The sequence below is a fragment of the Marisediminitalea aggregata genome (assembly GCF_900129565.1).
GTDB classification, from domain to species: domain Bacteria; phylum Pseudomonadota; class Gammaproteobacteria; order Enterobacterales; family Alteromonadaceae; genus Alteromonas; species Alteromonas aggregata.
Genome location: NZ_FQWD01000005.1, coordinates 430,562 through 451,442, shown reverse-complemented (window position 1 = coordinate 451,442; position 20,881 = coordinate 430,562). Strand labels below are relative to the sequence as shown.

16 protein-coding genes and 1 tRNA gene are annotated in these 20,881 nt (G+C 49.5%); 4 read left to right on the top strand and 13 right to left on the bottom strand.

Going from position 1 to position 20,881, the window contains the following annotated elements:
• Positions 1-2,076, top strand: a complete 2,076-nt coding sequence (locus BUB81_RS16245; protein WP_073324374.1) for a S9 family peptidase — start codon at positions 1-3, stop codon at positions 2,074-2,076.
• 119 nt (positions 2,077-2,195) lie between these two features.
• Here BUB81_RS16245 and BUB81_RS16240 read toward each other — a convergent pair whose 3' ends face one another.
• The 6 genes from BUB81_RS16240 to purE all read right to left on the bottom strand — a co-directional run bounded on the left by BUB81_RS16240 (position 2,196) and on the right by purE (position 6,306).
• Complete coding sequence (locus BUB81_RS16240; protein ID WP_073324373.1) at positions 2,196-3,308, bottom strand: PQQ-dependent sugar dehydrogenase; 1,113 nt, start codon at positions 3,306-3,308, stop codon at positions 2,196-2,198.
• Between the two features lie 36 nt (positions 3,309-3,344).
• Positions 3,345-3,815 (bottom strand): Dps family protein, encoded by a 471-nt coding sequence (locus tag BUB81_RS16235; protein ID WP_073324372.1) that lies wholly within the window; start codon positions 3,813-3,815, stop codon positions 3,345-3,347.
• Between the two features lie 78 nt (positions 3,816-3,893).
• The gene (locus BUB81_RS16230) at positions 3,894-4,373 is read right to left on the bottom strand and encodes a copper chaperone PCu(A)C (protein WP_084526648.1); all 480 of its coding nucleotides are present in this window, start codon (positions 4,371-4,373) and stop codon (positions 3,894-3,896) included.
• 149 nt (positions 4,374-4,522) lie between these two features.
• Positions 4,523-4,598 (bottom strand) — tRNA-Thr (locus tag BUB81_RS16225).
• Positions 4,599-4,669: 71 nt separating this feature from the next.
• Positions 4,670-5,818, bottom strand: a complete 1,149-nt coding sequence (locus BUB81_RS16220; protein WP_073324371.1) for a 5-(carboxyamino)imidazole ribonucleotide synthase — start codon at positions 5,816-5,818, stop codon at positions 4,670-4,672.
• A 2-nt stretch (positions 5,819-5,820) separates the two neighbouring features.
• Positions 5,821-6,306: a 5-(carboxyamino)imidazole ribonucleotide mutase gene (purE, locus tag BUB81_RS16215; RefSeq protein WP_073324370.1), complete on the bottom strand. Its 486-nt coding sequence runs from the start codon at positions 6,304-6,306 to the stop codon at positions 5,821-5,823.
• A gap of 287 nt (positions 6,307-6,593) precedes the next feature.
• Between purE and BUB81_RS16210 the strand changes: the two genes are divergently transcribed.
• Positions 6,594-7,472: a LysR family transcriptional regulator gene (locus BUB81_RS16210; RefSeq protein ID WP_073324369.1), complete on the top strand. Its 879-nt coding sequence runs from the start codon at positions 6,594-6,596 to the stop codon at positions 7,470-7,472.
• Positions 7,473-7,479: 7 nt separating this feature from the next.
• Here the strand turns inward: BUB81_RS16210 and BUB81_RS16205 are convergent, their stop codons facing one another.
• The 5 genes from BUB81_RS16205 to trxA form a co-directional block, all read right to left on the bottom strand.
• Positions 7,480-10,263 carry an ATP-binding protein gene (locus tag BUB81_RS16205; RefSeq protein WP_073324368.1) on the bottom strand — a complete coding sequence of 928 codons (2,784 nt, stop codon included), beginning with the start codon at positions 10,261-10,263 and terminating at the stop codon, positions 7,480-7,482.
• A gap of 24 nt (positions 10,264-10,287) precedes the next feature.
• Positions 10,288-11,586, bottom strand: a complete 1,299-nt coding sequence (locus tag BUB81_RS16200; RefSeq protein WP_073324367.1) for an amidohydrolase — start codon at positions 11,584-11,586, stop codon at positions 10,288-10,290.
• Between the two features lie 120 nt (positions 11,587-11,706).
• A complete protein-coding gene (gene rho / locus BUB81_RS16195; RefSeq protein ID WP_073324366.1) occupies positions 11,707-12,972 on the bottom strand; it encodes a transcription termination factor Rho in 1,266 nt (421 codons plus the stop codon).
• A 273-nt stretch (positions 12,973-13,245) separates the two neighbouring features.
• On the bottom strand, positions 13,246-14,559 hold the full coding sequence (gene trhP / locus BUB81_RS16190; protein ID WP_073324365.1) for a prephenate-dependent tRNA uridine(34) hydroxylase TrhP: 1,314 nt from the start codon (positions 14,557-14,559) through the stop codon (positions 13,246-13,248).
• A 128-nt stretch (positions 14,560-14,687) separates the two neighbouring features.
• Positions 14,688-15,014 (bottom strand): thioredoxin TrxA, encoded by a 327-nt coding sequence (gene trxA / locus BUB81_RS16185; RefSeq protein ID WP_073324364.1) that lies wholly within the window; start codon positions 15,012-15,014, stop codon positions 14,688-14,690.
• Between the two features lie 99 nt (positions 15,015-15,113).
• Here trxA and rhlB point away from each other — a divergent pair, with 99 nt between their 5' ends.
• Positions 15,114-16,376 carry an ATP-dependent RNA helicase RhlB gene (gene rhlB, locus BUB81_RS16180; RefSeq protein WP_073324363.1) on the top strand — a complete coding sequence of 421 codons (1,263 nt, stop codon included), beginning with the start codon at positions 15,114-15,116 and terminating at the stop codon, positions 16,374-16,376.
• Positions 16,377-16,390: 14 nt separating this feature from the next.
• The gene (locus BUB81_RS16175; protein ID WP_073324362.1) at positions 16,391-17,902 is read left to right on the top strand and encodes a Ppx/GppA phosphatase family protein; all 1,512 of its coding nucleotides are present in this window, start codon (positions 16,391-16,393) and stop codon (positions 17,900-17,902) included.
• Between the two features lie 94 nt (positions 17,903-17,996).
• On the opposite strand, the gene hemB is transcribed toward BUB81_RS16175, so the two are convergent.
• Both hemB and BUB81_RS16165 read right to left on the bottom strand, forming a co-directional pair.
• Positions 17,997-18,998: a porphobilinogen synthase gene (hemB, locus tag BUB81_RS16170; RefSeq protein ID WP_073324459.1), complete on the bottom strand. Its 1,002-nt coding sequence runs from the start codon at positions 18,996-18,998 to the stop codon at positions 17,997-17,999.
• A gap of 10 nt (positions 18,999-19,008) precedes the next feature.
• Positions 19,009-20,880 (bottom strand): sensor domain-containing diguanylate cyclase, encoded by a 1,872-nt coding sequence (locus BUB81_RS16165; protein ID WP_073324361.1) that lies wholly within the window; start codon positions 20,878-20,880, stop codon positions 19,009-19,011.
• Position 20,881 lies beyond the last annotated feature (1 nt).

Genomic DNA, 20,881 nt, shown 5'->3' with positions numbered 1-20,881 from the left:
ATGAAATACCCTATTAAAACCCTGGCACTGGCCTCTTCATTGATTTGTGCAGGAAGCTGGGCGAGCGCAACTGAGCAATCCACTTACTTTGACTACGCACATATATTCGAGCTGGAATATGCCGCTTCTCCGGTATTTACGCCAGACGGCAAGCAGGTTATCTACGAGCGACGCAGTAATGACATTATGCACGACCGTACGCATGTCAGCCTTTGGCGGTACGATCTGAAAAAAGGCTCGCATCGTCCACTGATCTCTGAAAGTGCGAATGTACGAAGTCCGGTTATCTCACCGGATGGCAAAAAGCTGGCTTATCTGTCAGACAGAGACGGCAGTCAGCAACTTTATGTACGCTACCTGGACACCGGCGATGAAGCCAAACTGACGAACCTCAGCTACTCCCCGGGCAATGTTGTATGGTCACCAGACAGCAAACATTTGGCCTTCACAATGTTTACGCCGGCATCAGAAAAGCCGCTGTTTACCGGCATGCCCGCCAAACCCGCAAAAGCAGAATGGGCCCCATCTGGCAATTATATTGAAAAGATGAATTACCGCTTTGACGGCGCAGGCTATGCACCGAGTGGATTTTCACAAATCTACGTATTGCCCGCCGAGGGCGGCACACCTCGCCAGTTAACGTTTAATCCGTACCCCAATAATGGCGATATAGTCTGGAATAAAGCCGGTACCCATTTGTACTTCTCCATGAACCCTAGCGATAACTACGCCATGGAAGTCATGAGCAGCGACATTTATCAGATTGATGTAAAAACAGCGAAGGTAACGCAGGTTACTGACATGCCGGGGCCTGAATCTTCCCCCATGCTGAGCCCGGATGGTAAATACCTTGCCTTTCGTTACGTGAACGATCGCAAGCTGAGCCACCAACAGTCAGATATTTGGGTGATGAAGCTGGCTAATGGTGACATGCAGAACATCACTGAAAAGCTCGACCGTCAGGTTGGTCAGGTAGAGTGGGCTTCCGACAGTGACGGGCTATATATCAGCTACCAGGATCACGGTGAAGTAAAACTGTCACTGTTCGAACTGGATGGCGACGAGGAATCGCTGAATATTAGCTTGTCAGGACAGTCACTTGGTCGCCCTTATACCTCAGGGCAATTTGCGGTATCAGACAATGACGAGATAGCCTACACCTATTCCACCGGTACCCGACCTGCAGATTTATATCTTCGCAGTAAGCGCGGCAAAACCAGTGCGATTTCTGATTTAAACGAAGATGTGCTTGGGCATCTGACCATGCCAGAGATCCAGCCATTAACGGTTGAATCATCGGTAGACGGCAAAACCATTGAAGCCTGGATGCTGTTACCACCGGACTTTGATGCCAGCAAGTCTTACCCGTTGATTCTGGAAATCCACGGCGGACCGCATACGGCCTATGGCCCTAACTTCAGCGCTGAAATTCAGCTGATGGCTGCGAAAGGCTACATTGTTGTGTGGTCGAACCCACGCGGCAGTACTTCATACGGTGAAGATTTTGCGAACCTGATTCATCACAACTACCCATCACAAGATTACAACGACCTGATGGACGTGGTTGATGGGGTGATTGCAAAAGGCAACGTAGACACCAACAACCTGTTCATTACCGGTGGCTCTGGCGGTGGTGTGCTAACAGCCTGGTCTATTGGTAAAACAGACCGCTTTGCCGCAGCCGTGGTCGCTAAGCCGGTTATCAACTGGATGAGTTTTGCACTCACCGCTGATGCTTACCCCTATTTCAGCCAGTACTGGATGCCAGGTATGCCCTGGGATATTCCTGAGCACCTTTGGAAGCATTCTCCATTGTCGCTGGTCGGCAATGTGACGACCCCGACCATGTTGCTAACCGGTGAAGCGGATTACCGCACACCCATCAGTGAATCTGAGCAGTTTTATCAGGCCTTGAAGCTCCAGGGGGTTGATGCAGCCATGCTGCGTTTGCCAGGCGCGTCACATGGTATTGCGTCCAAGCCTTCCCGATTAATTCAGAAGGTAGGCAATATTTTGGCGTGGTTTGAACGGTATCGCACCAGCGAAGAGACTAAGACTGCCGCAGGTTCAGAATAAACCGGCTCGTCAGAAGCTTTGACCAGGTTATCGCAACCATGCGGTAACCTGGTCGTCGATATAAGCGTTGTGAAATATTAGAAAGCGCGCGACCCGATGTGGGTAGCGCGCTTTTTAGTTTATAGCTTTGGCATCACTTGCAGCAATTTGCCGTTGTCTTCGTCGGTTAACACATAGATAAACCCGTTCGGGCCAACTTCAACATCGCGGACCCGCTCGTTGCGATCTTTCAGGTATTCCGTTTGTGACTCCGGCTCGCCTTTGTCGTTAAAGCTGATTCGACGTAAATGACGGAACTTCAGCGCACCAACCAACAAATCACCCTGCCAGGCTTTAAATACGTCGCCTTTGTAGAACGTCATGCCGCTGGGCGCAATCGAAGGATTCCAGTACAACACGGGCTGTTCCATGCCTTCCTGATGGGTTTTATCAGAAATGATATCGCCATTGTAATCAATACCATAGGTGATTACTGGCCAGCCATAGTTGTTGCCGGCTTCGATCAGGTTGATCTCGTCTCCCCCTTTGGGGCCGTGTTCCATTGCCCAGACCTCACCGGTATCGGGGTGAACAGTCAGGCCCTGAATATTGCGGTGGCCATAGCTGTATACCTCGGGTGCTTTGCCGTCGGTAAAGGGGTTGTCTTTCGGCACACTGCCGTCTTTTTCTATACGCACAATCTTGCCGAAGTGGTTATCGGTGTTCTGCGCTTCTTTCATGTATTTATAGCGATCACCTAACGCAACATACAGGTCGTTTTCTGTATCAAACGCTAGGCGGCAGCCGAAGTGAAAGCCGTTGTCGACTACGGAGTCAGCAATGAAAATGTCTTTCACATTCTTAAGTTCACCCGCGGTGTAGGTTGCACTGGCAACAGAAGAGCTGCTGCCGCCCTCGGTTGGACGTGAATAGCAAAAGTAAATGGTCTGATTGCTGGTAAAATCCGGGTCAGCAATGACGTCCAGTAAGCCACCCTGGTTGTTTGCCACTACCTTGGGCACGCCTTTTAATGGCGCACTCAATCCTGAACCAAATTGAAAAGCCCGCATCTGGCCACTTCTCTCGGTAATCAAGACCTCACCGGTGGGCAAAAAAGTCATCCCCCAAGGATGGTCCAGACCGCTCGCTAATTCGTTAACGGTTACGTCTTCTGTCGCTTGGCTGCTAAACGCAACAGCACCGGCCAGGGCCAGTGCTGTGAGTTTTGCAACCTGTTTAATAGGCTGCTTCATGATTGTTTTTCTCGTTATTCGATTAACAGATTTTAATTACTGTACCATAGCGCGTAGCATCCAAGCCGTTTTTTCGTGGACTCGCATGCGATCTGAGACCAGCGCCGCGGTAGATTCATCGTCAGCGTCTTGCGCAATACTCAGTACACTGCGACAGGTTTTTACCACCTGCTCATGACCATGGGTCAGCAAACGGACCATCTCAGACGCTTCCGGTACGCCATCAACTTCTTCAATCGAACTTAACTCTGCGAAAGCCCGATAAGTACCTGGTGCAGAAAACCCAATGGTACGAATACGTTCTGCAATATCGTCTACCGCCACGGCGAGCTCCGTGTAGTGCTCTTCAAACATCAGGTGTAATTCGCGGAATTGCGGACCCGTGACATTCCAGTGAAAGTTGTGGGTTTGCAAATACAGGGTGTATGAATCTGCCAGTACTTTTTTGAGGCCGTCGGCGATCGCTTCGCGATCGGCTTCTGAAATACCAATATCAATCTTGCTCATCATTAACTCCTTAGCGTTAATTTATTGCATTGTTTATAGAGGGAAAACGCCCAATTGGATTCGTTTCCTCGAAAAGCATTACTCGTGGTGGTGATGAGAGTGCTCACCAGCGCCCGCGCCAACAGTAACCGTGGTAGTCATGGACGGCTGATTTGCAAAGGTGAGGGTCAGGTCAAATGACGCTCCCTCCACTAACGGCTTTACCAGGCCCATAAGCATGACATGGTAACTACCCGACTTGAATTCAACCATTGCGCCGGGCGCTACGTCGATGCCATCGGTGATTTGTCGCATCTTCATCATGTCGCCGTCCATCACCGTGGTGTGAAGCTGGGCATCTGCAGCAATGGATTCATCCACGCTCACGCCGGTGAGCGTAACCGCTTTGTCACTGTGGTTCATAACCGTGAAATACACCGCAGCGGTTGTTGCCATGGCAAACGTGGCCCGGGCTTTGACATTATGAACCATAACGCCTTGCATGGCATTTACCCATTGGAGTCCCATCAGGCTAAATACACACAGGCACACCGCAAAAGCGCGTTTAAACGTTGACATTCCAGACACCAGCCTTGTTTTTCGTCATCAGTTGATGACTATCAATGTAGACGATAAAAGCCTGTTAAAACAAGCAAGAAATAGCTGAATGTTGATCTTGAACAGGCGATTCGCCTGATTGGAAAAAACGATTTGAGAAAAGGGGGAAATGGTGCCGACTGCCGGAATCGAACTGGCGACCTACTGATTACAAGTCAGTTGCTCTACCAACTGAGCTAAGTCGGCCCATTAATTTTGTGCGCCTACCTTCTCGGTAAGCGCGCTGCATTTTATGCTGGACGGCGTGAATGTCAAGCTTACTTTTGCAAGCGAGCGGCTTCATCCACTAATTCGGGGAAATGATCAGCAGACAAATAGCCGGAAAGTTGCTCCAGTTTACTCCCCAATGCCTTATAGCCCGACGCTGTTACGTTGATATGACCCATTTTGCGCTTGTTGCGTACCGTTTTGCCATACCAATTAAAATGTACGCCTGGCAGACCCAACAGCGCCAAATCGTGGTCGTCGCAACCAATGATATTCACCATGGCACTTACCGCAGCATCGCCGCCGATGTTCGTAGTATCACCCAACGGCAAATCCAGCACAGCACGTAAATGATTCTCAAACTGACTGGTATCGGCACCGGCCTGGGTCCAGTGACCGGAGTTGTGTACCCGCGGAGCCAGTTCGTTAACCAGTAATGTGTCGCCACACTGGAACAATTCAACCGCCAGCACACCGACATAATCCATGCCTTCCACCAGCTTACTGAAAATCTCCAGCGCTTTGGCGGTAAGCGCATCATCGCTATTTGTTGCTGGTGCAACAGATACATGTAACTGGCCCTGGTAGTGCAGGTTTTCTGCCAGTGGGTACACTTTGATATCGCCGCTCACGTTGCGAGCACCAATCAGTGACACTTCACGGTCGAACTTCAGCATTTGCTCTACTACCAGTGGTACGCGAACCAGATCCAGCCCTTCAAGCTGTTTCTTTAGTGCCGGTAAATCGGCTTTTTGGCTCAAGCGCCACTGACCGTAGCCGTCGTACCCGTCGCGACTGGCTTTTATAATCAGACGTTCGCCCAGTGCTTCAACACACTCATCGAGTTGCGTTAAATCGGTCACAATGCGGTGAGCACAATTCGGAATATTCAAGCGTTCAAGCAATGCTTTTTCACGCACCCGATCTGCGCCAACCAAAATGGCGTCTTTATTCGGATGCAGCTTGCCGGATTGCTCAGCGGTCTCGAGCAACGCCTCAGGCACGTGCTCAAATTCGACGGTGAGGACATCTGCGCGTTCAATAGCTTGTTCCAGTGAGCAATCCAGAGGTTGTTTACTCACCGGATGCACAACCGTGTTATTGCTAACATCAACTGCCTGTACATCAATCCCTAACGCAGCACCGTCCAAATACATCATTTGTGCCAACTGTCCGGCACCGTATACCAGCACTTGCATGTTTATAACTCCAGTTTACCGCTTGCTAACACCGTGTCGGTCTGTGCTTTTCTAAACGCAATCACAGCGTCACGAACATCGGCATCCTGAAGTGCAACCACTTGCGCAGCCAACAAGCCCGCGTTTGCTGCACCCGCCTCGCCGATCGCCAGCGTGCCTACTGCGACGCCTTTAGGCATCTGCACAATAGAAAGCAGTGAATCGAGGCCGTTTAACGCCTTCGACTTTACCGGACAACCAAAGACTGGCAGGTGTGTGTGTGCGGCAATCATACCCGGTAGATGCGCAGCACCACCGGCGCCGGCAATAATGGCACAAAAGCCTTTCTCTTCCGCCGTTTCGGCAAACTCTACCAGCAGATTCGGAGTACGGTGAGCCGATACAACCTGGGCTTCAAACTCAACGCCAAATTGCTTTAACATTAACGCGGCATTCTGCATGGTAGGCCAATCTGATGTAGACCCCATAACGATCGCGACTTTTGCCATGATGCTGTCCTCACTGGCTAGCTGTATTCAACAGGTGCTGGAATAATACACAGCGCTCGAAAAGCGGCCGATATTAGCGTATTTTCGCTCGTTTGCCCATAGCCAGCCTGGCCCAATGTCTATATTTCTGTGTATTTCACTGGCAAGCAGAAACTGCAACAGAGCCCGGGAATTACTGGCTTTAACCCATAGCGGTTGCCCCTCATAGACACGTCCGACAAAATATAGATAGAAATAAATGCATTTTTGTTCTATTTTTATATCAATATTTTCAGAGTGAGCCGTTCATGAATACCCTGACGTTTCGTTTACTAGAAGTTTTTCAACAGGTCGTAGACAGTGGATCCGTCACCGCCGCATCAAATGCATTATCACTGTCTCAGCCAACGGTGTCACTGCAGTTAAAAAAGCTAACCAGTATTGTTGGCTTGCCGCTGGTAGAACACTATCAAGGCAAAATTCAGTTAACCGAGGCGGGGGAAGCGGTGTATCGCTGCGCTCAGGAAGTCCTTACTTCGCAGGAAAAGCTCAACAGTCAAATCAGTGCTTTACAGGGCGTTGAGGTTGGTTCACTTAAACTCGCAGTGGTGACCACTGCCAAGTACATCATTCCGCCCTTTTTGAGCCCGTTTTGTAATCAGCACCCCAATATTGATGTGCGCTTTACCGTTGGGAACCGCGCGCAAATTATAGAGCGTCTGTCACAAAACCGGGACGACCTGTACATCTTCACATATCCGCCTGAAGACGAAGATCTGGAATGTGTGCCCTTCATGTCAAACCCGTTAGTGATTATTGCCCCGGCTAATTATGATGGCCCTGACGACTGTTTGCTGAGTGAGCTGGTTGATCAGAAGTTTCTGCTACGGGAAAAAGGCAGCGGCACGCGTCGTACCCTCGACGAGTACTGCGATTTAAAACGCGTGTCGTTGAACAACACCATGATAATAGAAAGTAATGAGGCCATTCGATTAGCGGTGTCAGCGGGAATGGGATTAGCCGTATTGTCACAGCACACACTGGCTCAGGCATCGACTGACAACGTCAAAATCCTTAAGGTTCGCGACTTCCCGCTGCACAGTAACTGGCAGGTTGTCACTAACAAGCGCCGACCTATCAGCTTGTCCGCTCAAGCTTTCAGACAATCTCTGATTGAGCAAAAATAGCGCGCTGTTACTTACCGCTGGTATATTGAATAATTAACTGAAACAAGTCGGCACGGCGCACCGGCTTGGCAAGATAATCATTCATACCAGCTGCGAGACAGGCCTTTCTGTCATCCTCGAACGCATTTGCAGTCAGTGCAACAATCGGTATCGTTGCTTTGTCATCGTCCATTTCCCGAATCTCCCGGGTGGCCGTAAAACCGTCCATAATGGGCATTTGGCAATCCATAAGCACCAAATCAAACGCGACCCGTGCAATCACGTCGAGGGCTTCCTTACCATTTTTTGCCCTTATGCATTTGGTCTTGGCGTCTTTGAGCATGTCGATAATAATTTCAGCATTAATATCGTTGTCTTCAACTATCAGCACTTTCAGCCCTGCTGGCAAAACTAAACGCGTTTCGTCGAATATCGGCTCTACAAAGTCGGTTGCCGCCATCGGCAAAGACACGGTAAATGTGGTGCCCAATCCCAGCTCGCTGTCGAGTTTGATGTTACCCGACATCAACTCTACCAGCTTGCTGGTAATCGCCAGTCCCAATCCGGTGCCACTGAACTGACGTGAGGTAGTGGCATCGGCCTGAACAAACTGATCAAAGACTTTAAATTGCTCTGACTTGTCGATACCTATCCCCGTGTCCTGTATGGTGATTTTCAATTGACCGTCTATATAGTCCAACTGCACTGTAACGCCGCCAATAGCGGTAAACTTCACCGCGTTACTCAGCAAGTTATTCAATATCTGACTAATCTTCACAGCATCGCCTTTAAGCATGTCTGGTACCGAGTCAGACCATTTTACGTCTAAGCGGATCTGTTTACGGGTTGCTGCCTGACGATGGATTTCAATACAGGCGTTGATCACTTTCTTGGGCGACATAGGATGCAGGGTAACCTTCATCTTGCCCGCTTCAATTTTCGACCAGTCCAGAATACTGTCGAGGATCAACAGCAAGTTAGAAGCGGACTGCATAATCACCTGCAGACGGTTTCCAATATGGGGCTCTAGTGGCTTTTCGAGTAAATTTTCACAGGTGCCTAGTATGCCATTCATGGGGGTGCGAATTTCGTGTGACATATTGGCCAGGAACTGTGACTTGGCGACACTTGCTGCCTCTGCCTGAGCTAACGCTTTGACCAAAGAGGCGGTCTTTTCTTCTACCCGCTCGGTCAGCGTTCGGTTGAGTTCTTCCAGCTCCTGATTCAACACGCCTTGTCGTTTCCTGGATTCATTCAGGTCGCTAAATGCTCTCAGTAGTCGCTCGCCAAGCTCGTGAAACTCATTACCCAGCCCGGAAATTTCAGTGAGCTGCATGGTATCGTTGGCAAACGTTTGGCGTGGTACTTGTTTCTCGGGCGAATAACCGGCAAACGTCAACATCAGCTCCCTGATAGGATTAGCAAATATCCTTGCCACTTTCCCCCCCAGGAAAATCCCAAGGAGTGTCAGGCAACAGAGCAAAATCAGCGCCCACCTGAGATAACTGGTACTCATTGCCACAAAACTACCCTGCTCAAACAGAATCGTAATCGACCAGCCATAGGTCGACTCCAGTGACTGAGACACAAACCAATTCCGGTCCAGGAAATCCACACGCTCCTGACATTCATAGTCAGCACAAAAATCCATGTCAGGCTTATCCAGTGGATTGATCTGCAATTCCGGCGACGCATAGACAACCGTGCCGGCATTGTCTCTGTATATAGCCCAGAACAGCGCCAGGTTACGACTGTCGTACTCCATGAAACTACTCAGGTTCAAAGACCCTTCAATGATGCCCACAATTGCACCTTCTGCGTCGCGAATTGGGCTGGAAATAGCCACGATGGGGTCATCACCGAAGCCTCGTCCCTGAATAGCTGAAGAGACATAGGTACTGCCAGTAGCAACAGCTTCCGTAAAATAAGCGCGCGTGGAAACGTCTGCTCGCCCAAGCTGTCTGGCTCTGAATAACAAGTTAGTTGGATAAGAATGCGTGACCTCTCCTTCGATATTGGCGACCAGGAAAGTCAGGAAGTCAGGGTGGTTTCTTGCCAAACCAGCCAGAGTAGCCGGTGCAGCCTGGTCGAGCGTCGCGCCATATTGTGTGGCGATTTGAATTGACTGCGCAGCACTGGTTATTGCCATGGCATGGCGCTCCAAAAACGAAGACAGCTCTTCGGCCATCACCTGAGACCGGTGCACCATATAACTGTTGACTTGTGCCGCCTGTTGACGCTGAAGCTGGCCGACGTAGACATACGTCATGGAAAGGATGACGAAAAAGAAGGACGCCGAGAACATATATCGAAACAGGACTTCGACATTGAATTTCAGCTTATAGCCTATGTCAATTCGACGAACCGCAAACAAGAATAACAAGTGCCCAAACAAACAGGAAAACGCCCCGCTTAGCCACGTCACAATATAGGCGGTAAATGCAGTGTCCGGACGACCATTGAAATGCAAGATGATAAGCACAGCAAAAATGGGGACGGTAAACGCGCTCCACCACCCAAGACCGACTTTGAGTGGGTTCAGCGTGTCCTGGCGTTCATAGAGCAGATTCATCAGCAAAGGCTGACCGGCCAGAAACAGTACTAAGGTCCAGTCATGCCCTTTCAAAAACAATACGCCATAAACCACAGCAATTGCCAGCAGTGTCAATCTTGTCGAGCACAACAGCGCAACAGTGACGGCAAAACCACCACCGAAAAAGATGACGCCCTGACTGTCTATTGGCTCAGGTAATAGATTTACACAGGCTCCAATGGCAATCAGAACCCATGGACTTAGCAAGTATTTCCCCATGTTCGCTCTTGATGCTAGTGTGAATTACTCGCCGTGTTGCGCCATGTAATCGAGGGTTAGGTTAGCCATCACTCGAACGCCCAGTTTCATACCTGAATCGTCTACGTAAAATTCTGGCGTATGGTGTGCTGGTGAATCTGCTACAGGCACATCAAGCGGTTTGCCGCCGAGCCACATAAATAAGCCAGGCACCTGCTCCTGATAGAAGGAAAAATCCTCTGCGCCTGTTACCGGCTTGGCCAGAATGGTATTTTCTTTTCCGGCTGTACGCTCAACAGTAGGCAGCATTTTTGCCGTCAGTGCCGGGTCATTGAAAGTGATTGGATAGTTGTAATCCAATGGCAGTGTGAGCTCCGCTGTGGCGCCCATGCTATCTGCAATACCTTTCACTTTTCTTGCCATGGCTTCGTATACATGCTCACGAGCAGCATGGTTCAGCGTTCGAATTGTGCCCACCATTTCGACTTCATTCGGGATGATGTTAGACCGGTTGCCACCGTGAATTGAACCAATGGTAACGACTGCAGCGTCATCGATAAGCTTGAGTTCACGGCTCACAATGGTTTGTAATGACATGATCATTTGCGCCGCGGTGGTGATGGGGTCCACGCTCTTCCAGGGATAGGCGCCATGCGCTTGTTTGCCATGAATAACGATCTTAAAGGGATCCACAGCGGCCATGGTGCCGCCCGGATTATAACTCACAGTACCCACGTCGGCGTTTGCGCTGATATGTAAACCAAAAATCACATCCACATCCGGATTCTTTAATACGCCTTCCTGCACCATCACTTCAGCTCCGCCCTTCTCACCCGGAGGTGCACCTTCTTCGGCAGGCTGGAATATAAACTTCACTTTGCCTTTTAGCTGATCCTTCATTGCAGTTAATACGCTGGCAGTCCCCATGAGCATGGCCATGTGCGTATCGTGACCGCAAGCATGCATTACCGGCACATCCTGGCCTTTAAATTCGCCGCGCTGGGTTGAGCGCCATGCAAGGTCGTTTTGCTCAGGAACAGGCAGGCCGTCCATATCGGCACGTAAGGCCACTACCGGGCCGGGCTTGCCACTGTCCAACACGGCAACCACACCGGTTTTTGCCACACCAGTAGTGACTTCAAGATCCAGTGAACGCAAAAATTTAGCGACGTATTCTGCTGTTTTGAATTCCCGGTTAGACAGTTCCGGATACTGATGCAAGTGATGACGCCAGGCTATAACATCAGCTTCTACCGAGTCGGCAAGGCGGTCTACGTCAGCGGATTGGGCTGCGGCAGCAACAGAGAAAACAAGAGGGGCGAATAACATCGATAACTTTCGCATACAATTTCCGAATTTTCAGGACAGAGTACATTCCACTATACCTGAACAGCTCAGGTATTACAGAAAAAAAAACCGCTGAAATTTCAGCGGCTTTAATATTTGTTTACGTGGAAAAGTGGATTAACTTTTCTGACGCTTCATCGCATCGAAGAACTCGTCGTTGGTCTTCGTCATTGACAGTTTATTGATTAAAAACTCCATGGCGTCAATTTCAGACATCTCATGAACTATCTTGCGCAGGATCCACATTTTCTGCAGTTCATCCTGACCGGTCAGCAATTCTTCGCGACGCGTGCCTGAACGGTTGAAGTCGATTGCAGGGAAGACACGCTTCTCGGCTATCTTACGGTTCAGGTGCAGTTCCATGTTACCAGTACCTTTAAACTCTTCGTAGATAACTTCATCCATTTTAGAGCCGGTATCAATCAGTGCAGTTGCTATAATGGTTAAGCTACCGCCTTCCTCAACGTTACGCGCAGCACCAAAGAAACGCTTTGGCTTGTGCAGAGCGTTAGCGTCAACACCACCGGTCAGTACTTTACCTGATGATGGGATGACGGTGTTGTATGCGCGTGCAAGACGCGTGATTGAGTCTAACAGGATAACCACGTCTTTCTTATGCTCAACTAAACGCTTGGCTTTTTCGATTACCATCTCAGCAACCTGAACGTGGCGGCTAGCCGGCTCATCGAAGGTCGAAGCCACAACTTCACCGCGAACCAAACGGTGCATTTCCGTTACTTCTTCAGGACGCTCGTCGATCAGCAATACCATCAGTTCACAATCAGGATGATTCGCCGCAATGGATTGCGCGATATTCTGCAGCAGCAAAGTTTTACCGGCTTTAGGCGGCGCAACAATCAGACCACGCTGACCTTTACCAATTGGCGATGCCAAATCCAAAACTCGAGCAGTGATATCTTCAGATGAACCATTACCACGCTCCATACGCAGACGTGAGTTTGCGTGCAGCGGCGTTAAGTTTTCAAACAGAATCTTGTTACGTGAGTTTTCAGGCTTGTCGAAGTTAACTTCGCGGATCTTTAACAGGGCAAAGTATCGCTCGCTGTCTTTCGGCGGGCGAATCTTACCGGAAATGGTGTCACCAGTACGCAGGTTGAAACGGCGAATCTGGCTTGGCGATACATAGATGTCATCCGGACCAGCCAGGTAAGATGAATCGGCTGAACGTAAAAATCCGAAGCCGTCTTGAAGGATTTCAAGGACGCCGTCGCCGAAGATGTCTTCGCCGCCTTTGGCGTGCGTTTTGAGGATCGAGAAAATGATGTCTTGTTTTCTCGCACGGGCCATGTTTTCCAGGCCCATTTCTTCGGCAAGGGCTACCAATTCGCTAATTGGTTTATTCTTTAGTTCAGTTAGATTCATACTGGTGGGTCTTTGTGTATTTTGAACGTCTTGTTGGGAAATTCGTTAAATTGTATAGAAAAGGGTTCGTTGCCCGGGTATGGGCCAGCCGGGTAAAGGCTTGTAAGGATGCTAGTAAACCGCACGGTTTGCCTAGTCCTTGTAACGTTAGCACCATAACTTTAACTCGTCCAGCCTTTCACGAGTAATTGTTAAAAAAACTTTGCGATAGCCATAGATCCGGCTAAATAAGGCGTCGACCATGGCTTCACAGGTGTTGTTAAGTCAGAAGACCTAGCCGGTACAACGCAACAATATGGCATGGGATGATGCCAATCCATCTGGCTTTGGAATACGAACCCGATAACCACTGCCAGGCGCTACTAGCACAGGTTCCCCCGTTGCAGACTGCAATGTCGTTAAGTGCACAATCTGGTTTCCAGTCGGCGTCATGATTTCAATCAGGTCATCGGCAGCAAAGTGATTCTTTACATCTATATACCACCATTCGCCCGCTTCGCTGATGACTTCGCCAACTAATTGCCGGGAAGTACTTACCGAACTGCCCCGCTCGTATTGCTGATAATCCTGATGATTGTGGCGTTGCAGAAATCCATCGGTGTAACCCCGGTTGGCCAGATGCGCTAATTCGTTATACCAATCAGGGTCAAAAGGCTGTCCGGCTACTGCAGCATCAATGGCTTTACGGTAGACCTGAGCAGTGCGGGCACAGTAATAAAAGGACTTGGTACGCCCTTCTATTTTCAGTGAATCTACGCCGATTTCGGTGAGACGGTGAACGTGCTGCACGGCACGCAAATCCCGCGAGTTCATAATATAAGTGCCGTGCTCATCTTCAAACGCGGCCATAGGTTCTTCGGGTCGTTGCGGTTCCGTAATCAAAAACGGCTGGGACACCGGGGTACCTTTACCCAGCGTCGGTTCCACGGCTTCATCACTTGGAATAAACTGCCCTACCTCATCGGTTGTTGCCGGTTTTACATCGTATTGCCATCGACAAGCATTGGTGCAGGCCCCCTGATTCGGATCCCGTTTATTAATGTAGCCCGACAATAAGCAGCGGCCAGAATACGCCATGCAAAGCGCACCGTGCACAAAGACTTCCAGTTCAATATCCGGGCAGCGCTGGCGGATTTCTTCGATCTCGTTAAGGCTCAACTCGCGGGACAATATCACCCGTTTAATACCTTGTTGCTGCCAGAACTTCACAGCGGCCCAGTTTACGGCATTCGCCTGCACAGACAGATGTATTGGCAAGTCGGGAAAATGTTCGCGCGTCAGCATAATAATGCCCGGGTCAGACATGATCATCGCATCGGGCCGCAGCGCAGCAACCGGCCCAAGGTCACTGACAAAGGTTTTCAGCTTACTGTTATGCGGCGCAATATTGTTCACCACATACAGCTTTTTACCCATTTCCCATGTGTAAGCACGGGCTTCTGCCAGCTTTTCCAGGGTAAATTCGTTGTTTCGTACTCGCAGAGAATAGCGAGGCTGGCCGGCATAGACCGCATCGGCGCCATACGCCAAAGCGTATTCCAGGTTTTTCATTGAACCGGCTGGCGAGAGCAACTCAGGTGTTCGCATAATGTGTCGTCGTTTCTTTTAGCAGTAGAAGCGCGACAGCATAGCGAGATTGTTAAACCGGTTATTAACCGAGATCAAACAGACACAAAAAAACCGCCCGGAGGCGGTTCTTTTACGTCGATTAACGCTTAAAGATTCGCGTTAAGGAATTCAGTTAACTGTGCTTTAGACAATGCGCCTACTTTTGTCGCTGCAACGTTACCGCCTTTAAACAGCAACAGGGTAGGAATACCACGGATGCCGTATTTAGGTGGAGTTTCATTATTTTCATCGACATTCAGCTTGCCAACTGTTAACTTGCCTTCAAAATCGGTTGCAATTTCTTCAAGAATAGGTGCAATCATTTTACAAGGGCCACACCACTCGGCCCAGAAGTCAACCAGCACAGGACCTTCAGCATTGATAACATCTGCTTCGAACTTATCGTCAGTCAACTGGATAATTTTGTCGCTCATTCTTTTCTCCGTAATTGGTCTGTCGCTGATTTGTTCAGCTCTACCATAAGTGTTATATAGAAACTGTTTTTTAATGCAAGCACTGATAAGCTATAAGCTATGCAAACAACTCATTTAACCGAAACTCATTTTTCCGATTTGCCTATCAATGGCAAAGTGATTGATGCCTTAAATGCGGCTAATTTTACGCATTGTACACCAATTCAGGCGTTGAGCTTACCTCCTTTATTAGAAGGTAACGATATCGCTGGTCAGGCACAAACCGGAACAGGTAAAACCATGGCATTTCTTGTCGCGACTTTCCATCACATTTTAAGTCGTGAACAGTCACCTGAAGATAAAAATGCCGGTCCCAGAGCCATTATTATGGCACCAACCCGCGAACTTGCTGTGCAAATATATAATGATGCAGAGCTACTCGGTAAACACACCGGACTTTCACTTGGCCTCATTTATGGGGGCGAAGGTTACCAAAGTCAACGAGAAACATTGCAGGATGGGGTAGATATCGTTATTGGTACGACCGGCCGCATTGTAGATTACTACAAGCAGGGCGTCTTTAGTCTGAAAAATATTCAGGTGGCCGTCCTGGATGAAGCCGATCGTATGTTTGATTTAGGCTTCATTAAAGACATACGCTTCTTATTCCGACGCATGCCTGCTGCGACTGAGCGCTTGAGCATGTTGTTCTCTGCCACGCTGAGCTACCGCGTGCAGGAACTGGCTTACGAGCATATGAACAACCCGACTCATGTTCAGGTTGAAGCTCAGCAAATGACTGCAAGTCGTGTATCAGAAGAATTGTTTTACCCATCTGATGACGACAAGATGCGCTTGCTACTGACACTTATTGAAGAAGAGTGGCCAGACAAAGCCATTGTGTTTGCCAACACCAAACACAGCTGTGAGCGCGTAGCTGACTGGCTGGAAGCCGACGGCCACCGCGTTGGCTTGTTAAGCGGCGATGTGCCCCAGAAGAAACGTCTGGGCATTTTAGATGCCTTCACCAAAGGTGGTCTGGACATTCTGGTTGCAACTGATGTGGCTGCGCGAGGCTTGCACATTGAAGCTGTAACGCACGTATTTAACTACGATTTGCCTGACGACGCAGAAGATTATGTTCATCGAATCGGTCGAACAGGACGTGCAGGTAAGAGTGGTGTTGCGATCAGTTTTGCCTGTGAAAAATACGCATTAAACCTGCCAGCAATTGAAAGTTATATTAGTCATGCTATTCCAGTCACTGACTATGTGCACGATGCGCTTTTGGATGACATTACGCCGCCGAAGCAGCGTCAACGCAGACAGAACCGACGTCCAACCAACCGTCGGGGTAAAGGCAGACCACCGCAGAAGAAATAATACGGCGTTAGTTTATGCAGCCTCAAACACAATATGACGCCGAGACACTCGGCGAGTACTATGCGGCCGTTGACCTGGGCTCAAACAGCTTCCACATGGTGGTAGTGCATGTGGTTAACGGCAGCGTGCAAATCATTGGCAAGGTAAAACAAAAAGTTCGACTGGCTGCAGGTCTCGACAAGGACATGGTCCTCAGCGAAGAGAGTATGCAGCGTGGCTGGCAGTGTCTGGAGACCTTTGCCGAACGACTGCAGGACATCCCCTCGTCAAATATTCGTGTTGTTGCCACAGCCACATTGAGGTTGGCACAAAACGCCCAGGACTTTATTGAGAAAGCTGAGCGGATTCTGAAGCACCCGTTACAGGTGATTTCAGGTGAAGAGGAAGCCCGTCAAATTTATCTGGGGGTGGCTTACACTTCCGCTAATCAGGGTAATTCGCTGGTTATCGATATTGGCGGTGCCAGTACTGAAATCATTATTGGCAACGACATGCAACCTATTCATATGGTTAGCCTGGACATGGGTTGCGTGACCTTTATGGAGCGTTACTTCCTGGATGGCGAATTGTCTGAGGCCAACTTTGACCGCGCTATGGAAGCAGCCAATGCCTTGCTTGACCCGGTCGTTGATAGCTTTCTTTGCTTCGACTGGCACAATTGCCTGGGCGCATCTGGCACACCACAAGCCATTACTGAAATACTGGTAAAACAGGAAATCAGCGACGCTATTCGTCTGGATTACCTGTACAACCTGAAGCAACAGTGTATTGACTGTGGCAATCTGTCCAACCTCGTCATAGATGGCCTGGAGCCTAATCGCCAGCCTATTTTTCCAAGCGGTCTCACCATCCTGCTTGCGTTATTTGAACGCCTGAAAATAGCGACCATGAACATTTCCGGCGGCGCGCTGCGGGAAGGCCTGATCTACGGCATGCTCGACAATGTAAAACACAACGACCGCCGGACACAGACCATCAATACGGTTATCAGACGCTATCATATCGACAAACCCCACGCGGTGAATGTGAGAAAGCTTGCACTCAATCTCTGCAAGCAGCTGTGCAATCAAACGGATTTCTGTCACCTCGATACCGAAGCGGTACTCGATGCGGCGGCGATGTTGCATGAACTGGGCTTGCATATTGAGTACAAAAAACACCATGATCACGGTGCCTACATTCTCAATTATATCGACTTACCCGGTTATACCCGTCTGCAACGTGCGGCCATTCGCGACTTAGTGAAGTGTCACCGACAAACTATCGACATTGCGCCGTTTAACTTGTACCACGATGACGTGCGTACCATGTTAATGGGCCTGCTGCGCATTTTGCGTATTGCCGTGGTTGTGTGCCTGCGCCGTCATCAGCAGCATATTCCGGAGATCACGCTGGCAGTGAATGAACACGACTGGACACTTACTTTCCCGGAAGGCTGGTTAAAAGAACACCCGTTAATTAATGCTGAACTGGTCAATGAAGCCTGGCTTCAACACCGGGCAGGCTGGCACCTGACCTGCGTTTAATACCCATTCACTCACTAATCACCAGTGACACAAAAAAGCGAAGAACCGGGTTCTTCGCTTTTTTATTTGTTATCCGAGCTTTTGCTGACAGGTTCTAACCCTGCTTCAGAAGTTTTGCCGCTTCTGGGGCAAAATACGTCAGGATACCGTCGGCGCCGGCGCGTTTAAACGCCAATAGCGACTCCAGAATGACCTGCTCGCGGTTAAGCCAGCCATTTTCAAATGCCGCCATGTGCATGGCATATTCCCCACTCACCTGGTAAGCAAAAGTGGGTACTGCCAGTTCAGATTTACAGCGGCGAATGATATCCAGATAAGGCATACCCGGCTTAACCATGACCATATCTGCACCTTCTTCCAAATCCAGTGCAATTTCTGCAATGGCTTCGTCACTGTTGGCAGGGTCCATTTGATATGTCTTTTTATTCCCGCCTTTAATGTTGGCCGCTGAGCCGACTGCGTCGCGGAAAGGGCCGTAGTAGCTGGAGGCGTACTTGGCGGAATACGCCATAATACAGGTGTGTACGAAGCCCGCTTCTTCCAGAGCATCGCGAATGGCACCAATGCGTCCATCCATCATGTCTGACGGCGCGACGATGTCCACACCCGCCTCAGCATGAGACAGCGCCTGCTTGATCAGAATTTCTACGGTTTCATCGTTTACCACATACCCGTCTTCATCAATGAGCCCATCCTGTCCGTGTGACGTGAAGGGATCCAATGCCACGTCTGAAATCAGCATCATGTCAGGCACGTGTTTCTTCAACTCGCGAATGGCCGTTTGCGCAATACCGTTGGGATTAAAGGCCTCACTGGCGCACAGTGATTTTGCTTCCATGGGTGTAACCGGAAATAACGCAAGACTGCGAATACCCAAATCGTAAGCGGCCTGCGCCTCCTTAACTAACAAGTCAATGGACAAGCGTTCAACGCCTGGCATCGACGGCACGGCCTCACGTTGATTCGCTCCGGGTAATACAAAGACCGGGTAGATCAAATCTGCTGCGCTCAACTGATTTTCAGCCACCATGGCACGCAGTCCATCCGTGCGACGTAATCTGCGCATTCTGCGCGGTAAGTATTGAGAATAAGACATGGATAAACCTTTACTGTTCTGCCACAACCCGGTTTCGGCCGGCTTGCTTGGCTTGATATAATCGTTCATCGGCCGTTTTTAGCAGGCTGGTTTCTTCATCGCCGAAAGCAATGACACCAGAGGCCACTCCTGCACTGATCGTCAGTGAAATCGAGGTACCATCAAACTGGCAGGGGTTTGCTTCGATCTCGGCGCGCATCGCTTCTAATAACTGCTGCGCCCCCGCCGTGTCGGTATTAGGCAAAATAAGGCCAAATTCCTCTCCGCCATAACGGCACACATCGTCAGACAGACGTTTTAATTGTTGTTGTAAGATGGTCGCCACGTGCTGAATACAGGCATCCCCTGCGCTGTGGCCATGCTGGTCGTTCACCGACTTGAAGTGGTCAATGTCGACCATAGCCAACGCCAATGGCGTTTGTTCACGACGGCTGCGTCGTCCCTCTGCCTGCAAACGTTTGTCAAAATGACGACGGTTGCGTATGCCTGTTAACGGGTCAATAGTGTTGAGTTTTTCAAGCTCGCGATTCGCTTCGGAGAGTTCTCTCAACGCAATTTCCAACTCCAGGGTGCGCTCGCCCACTTTATACTCTAATTCATCCTGAGTAGTTTGTTGCAGATCAATCAGCGCCTGCTTTGCCCTGACAGCCTCGCGTTCTTTTTCCAGCGCATCTTCTTTGGCAGACAGCATAAAATCGCGTTGACGGCTGTAACTGATGGCCAGAATAAAGGCCAGCATCAGCACTTCGATGGTTGCACCGTATAACAACAGCACCTGAGACGGGATACTAATAGCCACAATGTCCAGGTTATCCAGACTCGCGGTAAACGCACTCACCAGTAATGCGCCCCAGGCCAGCGCATAATATCCGGCTACCGAGACTTTCTTACGCGCCAGCCATATTGCTACGCCCATGATTAAAAAGACGGTAATCGTAAGTAACACCAGGAAGATGCGAATGGACACTGCATAATCGAGAAACAGCGCGCTGGCAGCAATCAGACCAAATGCGCCGGCAAGGGCATTGAACACCGTTGATAATCGTTTGCTGTACGTGCGAATTTCCAGCAGGGACGCTGAAAATACCACTGCAAAAATCAGCGTTGTACTGGCAAAAAGTGAAATGGCTTTAGACTGAAACCAAGGCTGCGCTGGCCACAAGTATTTGTAGGCAAAACCATGCAATGTGGCTAATGTTAATCCCAGGCAAATGACATAGCCGGTATAGAAAATAAATGTCAGTGTGCGGGTGGTGAAAAAGAAAAATAAATTACTTAGCGCGATGGCCAGCAACAAACCAAAAAACAGCCCCATGACCAGATTTGTGTTACTGATGTGCTCCCAAAACGCCTTCTGCTGCCAAATTTTCACTGGCACTTTTACCACACTGGTAGACTGCACTCGCATGATAACGGAGACCGCACTGCCATAGTCAGGCACAGGGAACAAAAAGCCGTGATACTTATTATCGCGCTGCGCGAATGGCTGTGCGTCGCCGGCATGATAATGGGTTGTTTCGCTACCATGTTGAATCCAGACATCGATGCTATCGAGTAATGGATACCCGATGTCGATATAGGTCCCATGCTGGTCTATCTGCGTTACAGGCAATGTGAATCGCAACCATATTGGTTCATCGGATAGCCCGGCATTAATAGGATTTACCGCTTCCTGCCAGGCTGAATCTGGCCCGGCTAGAATAGACTCATACGAAGCTTGATTCTGCTCACTGACCCACTCGGTTACCGCCGGCCAGAAGTATTGTCTGGGTTGATTCAGTGCATTGTTGGTAAATAAAACCAATAAGGCCACCACAAAGACTACCGTCATGGCAAATAACCATTTGTCGGTAATTCGAGTAGTGGGCGCACTAAACTGCATT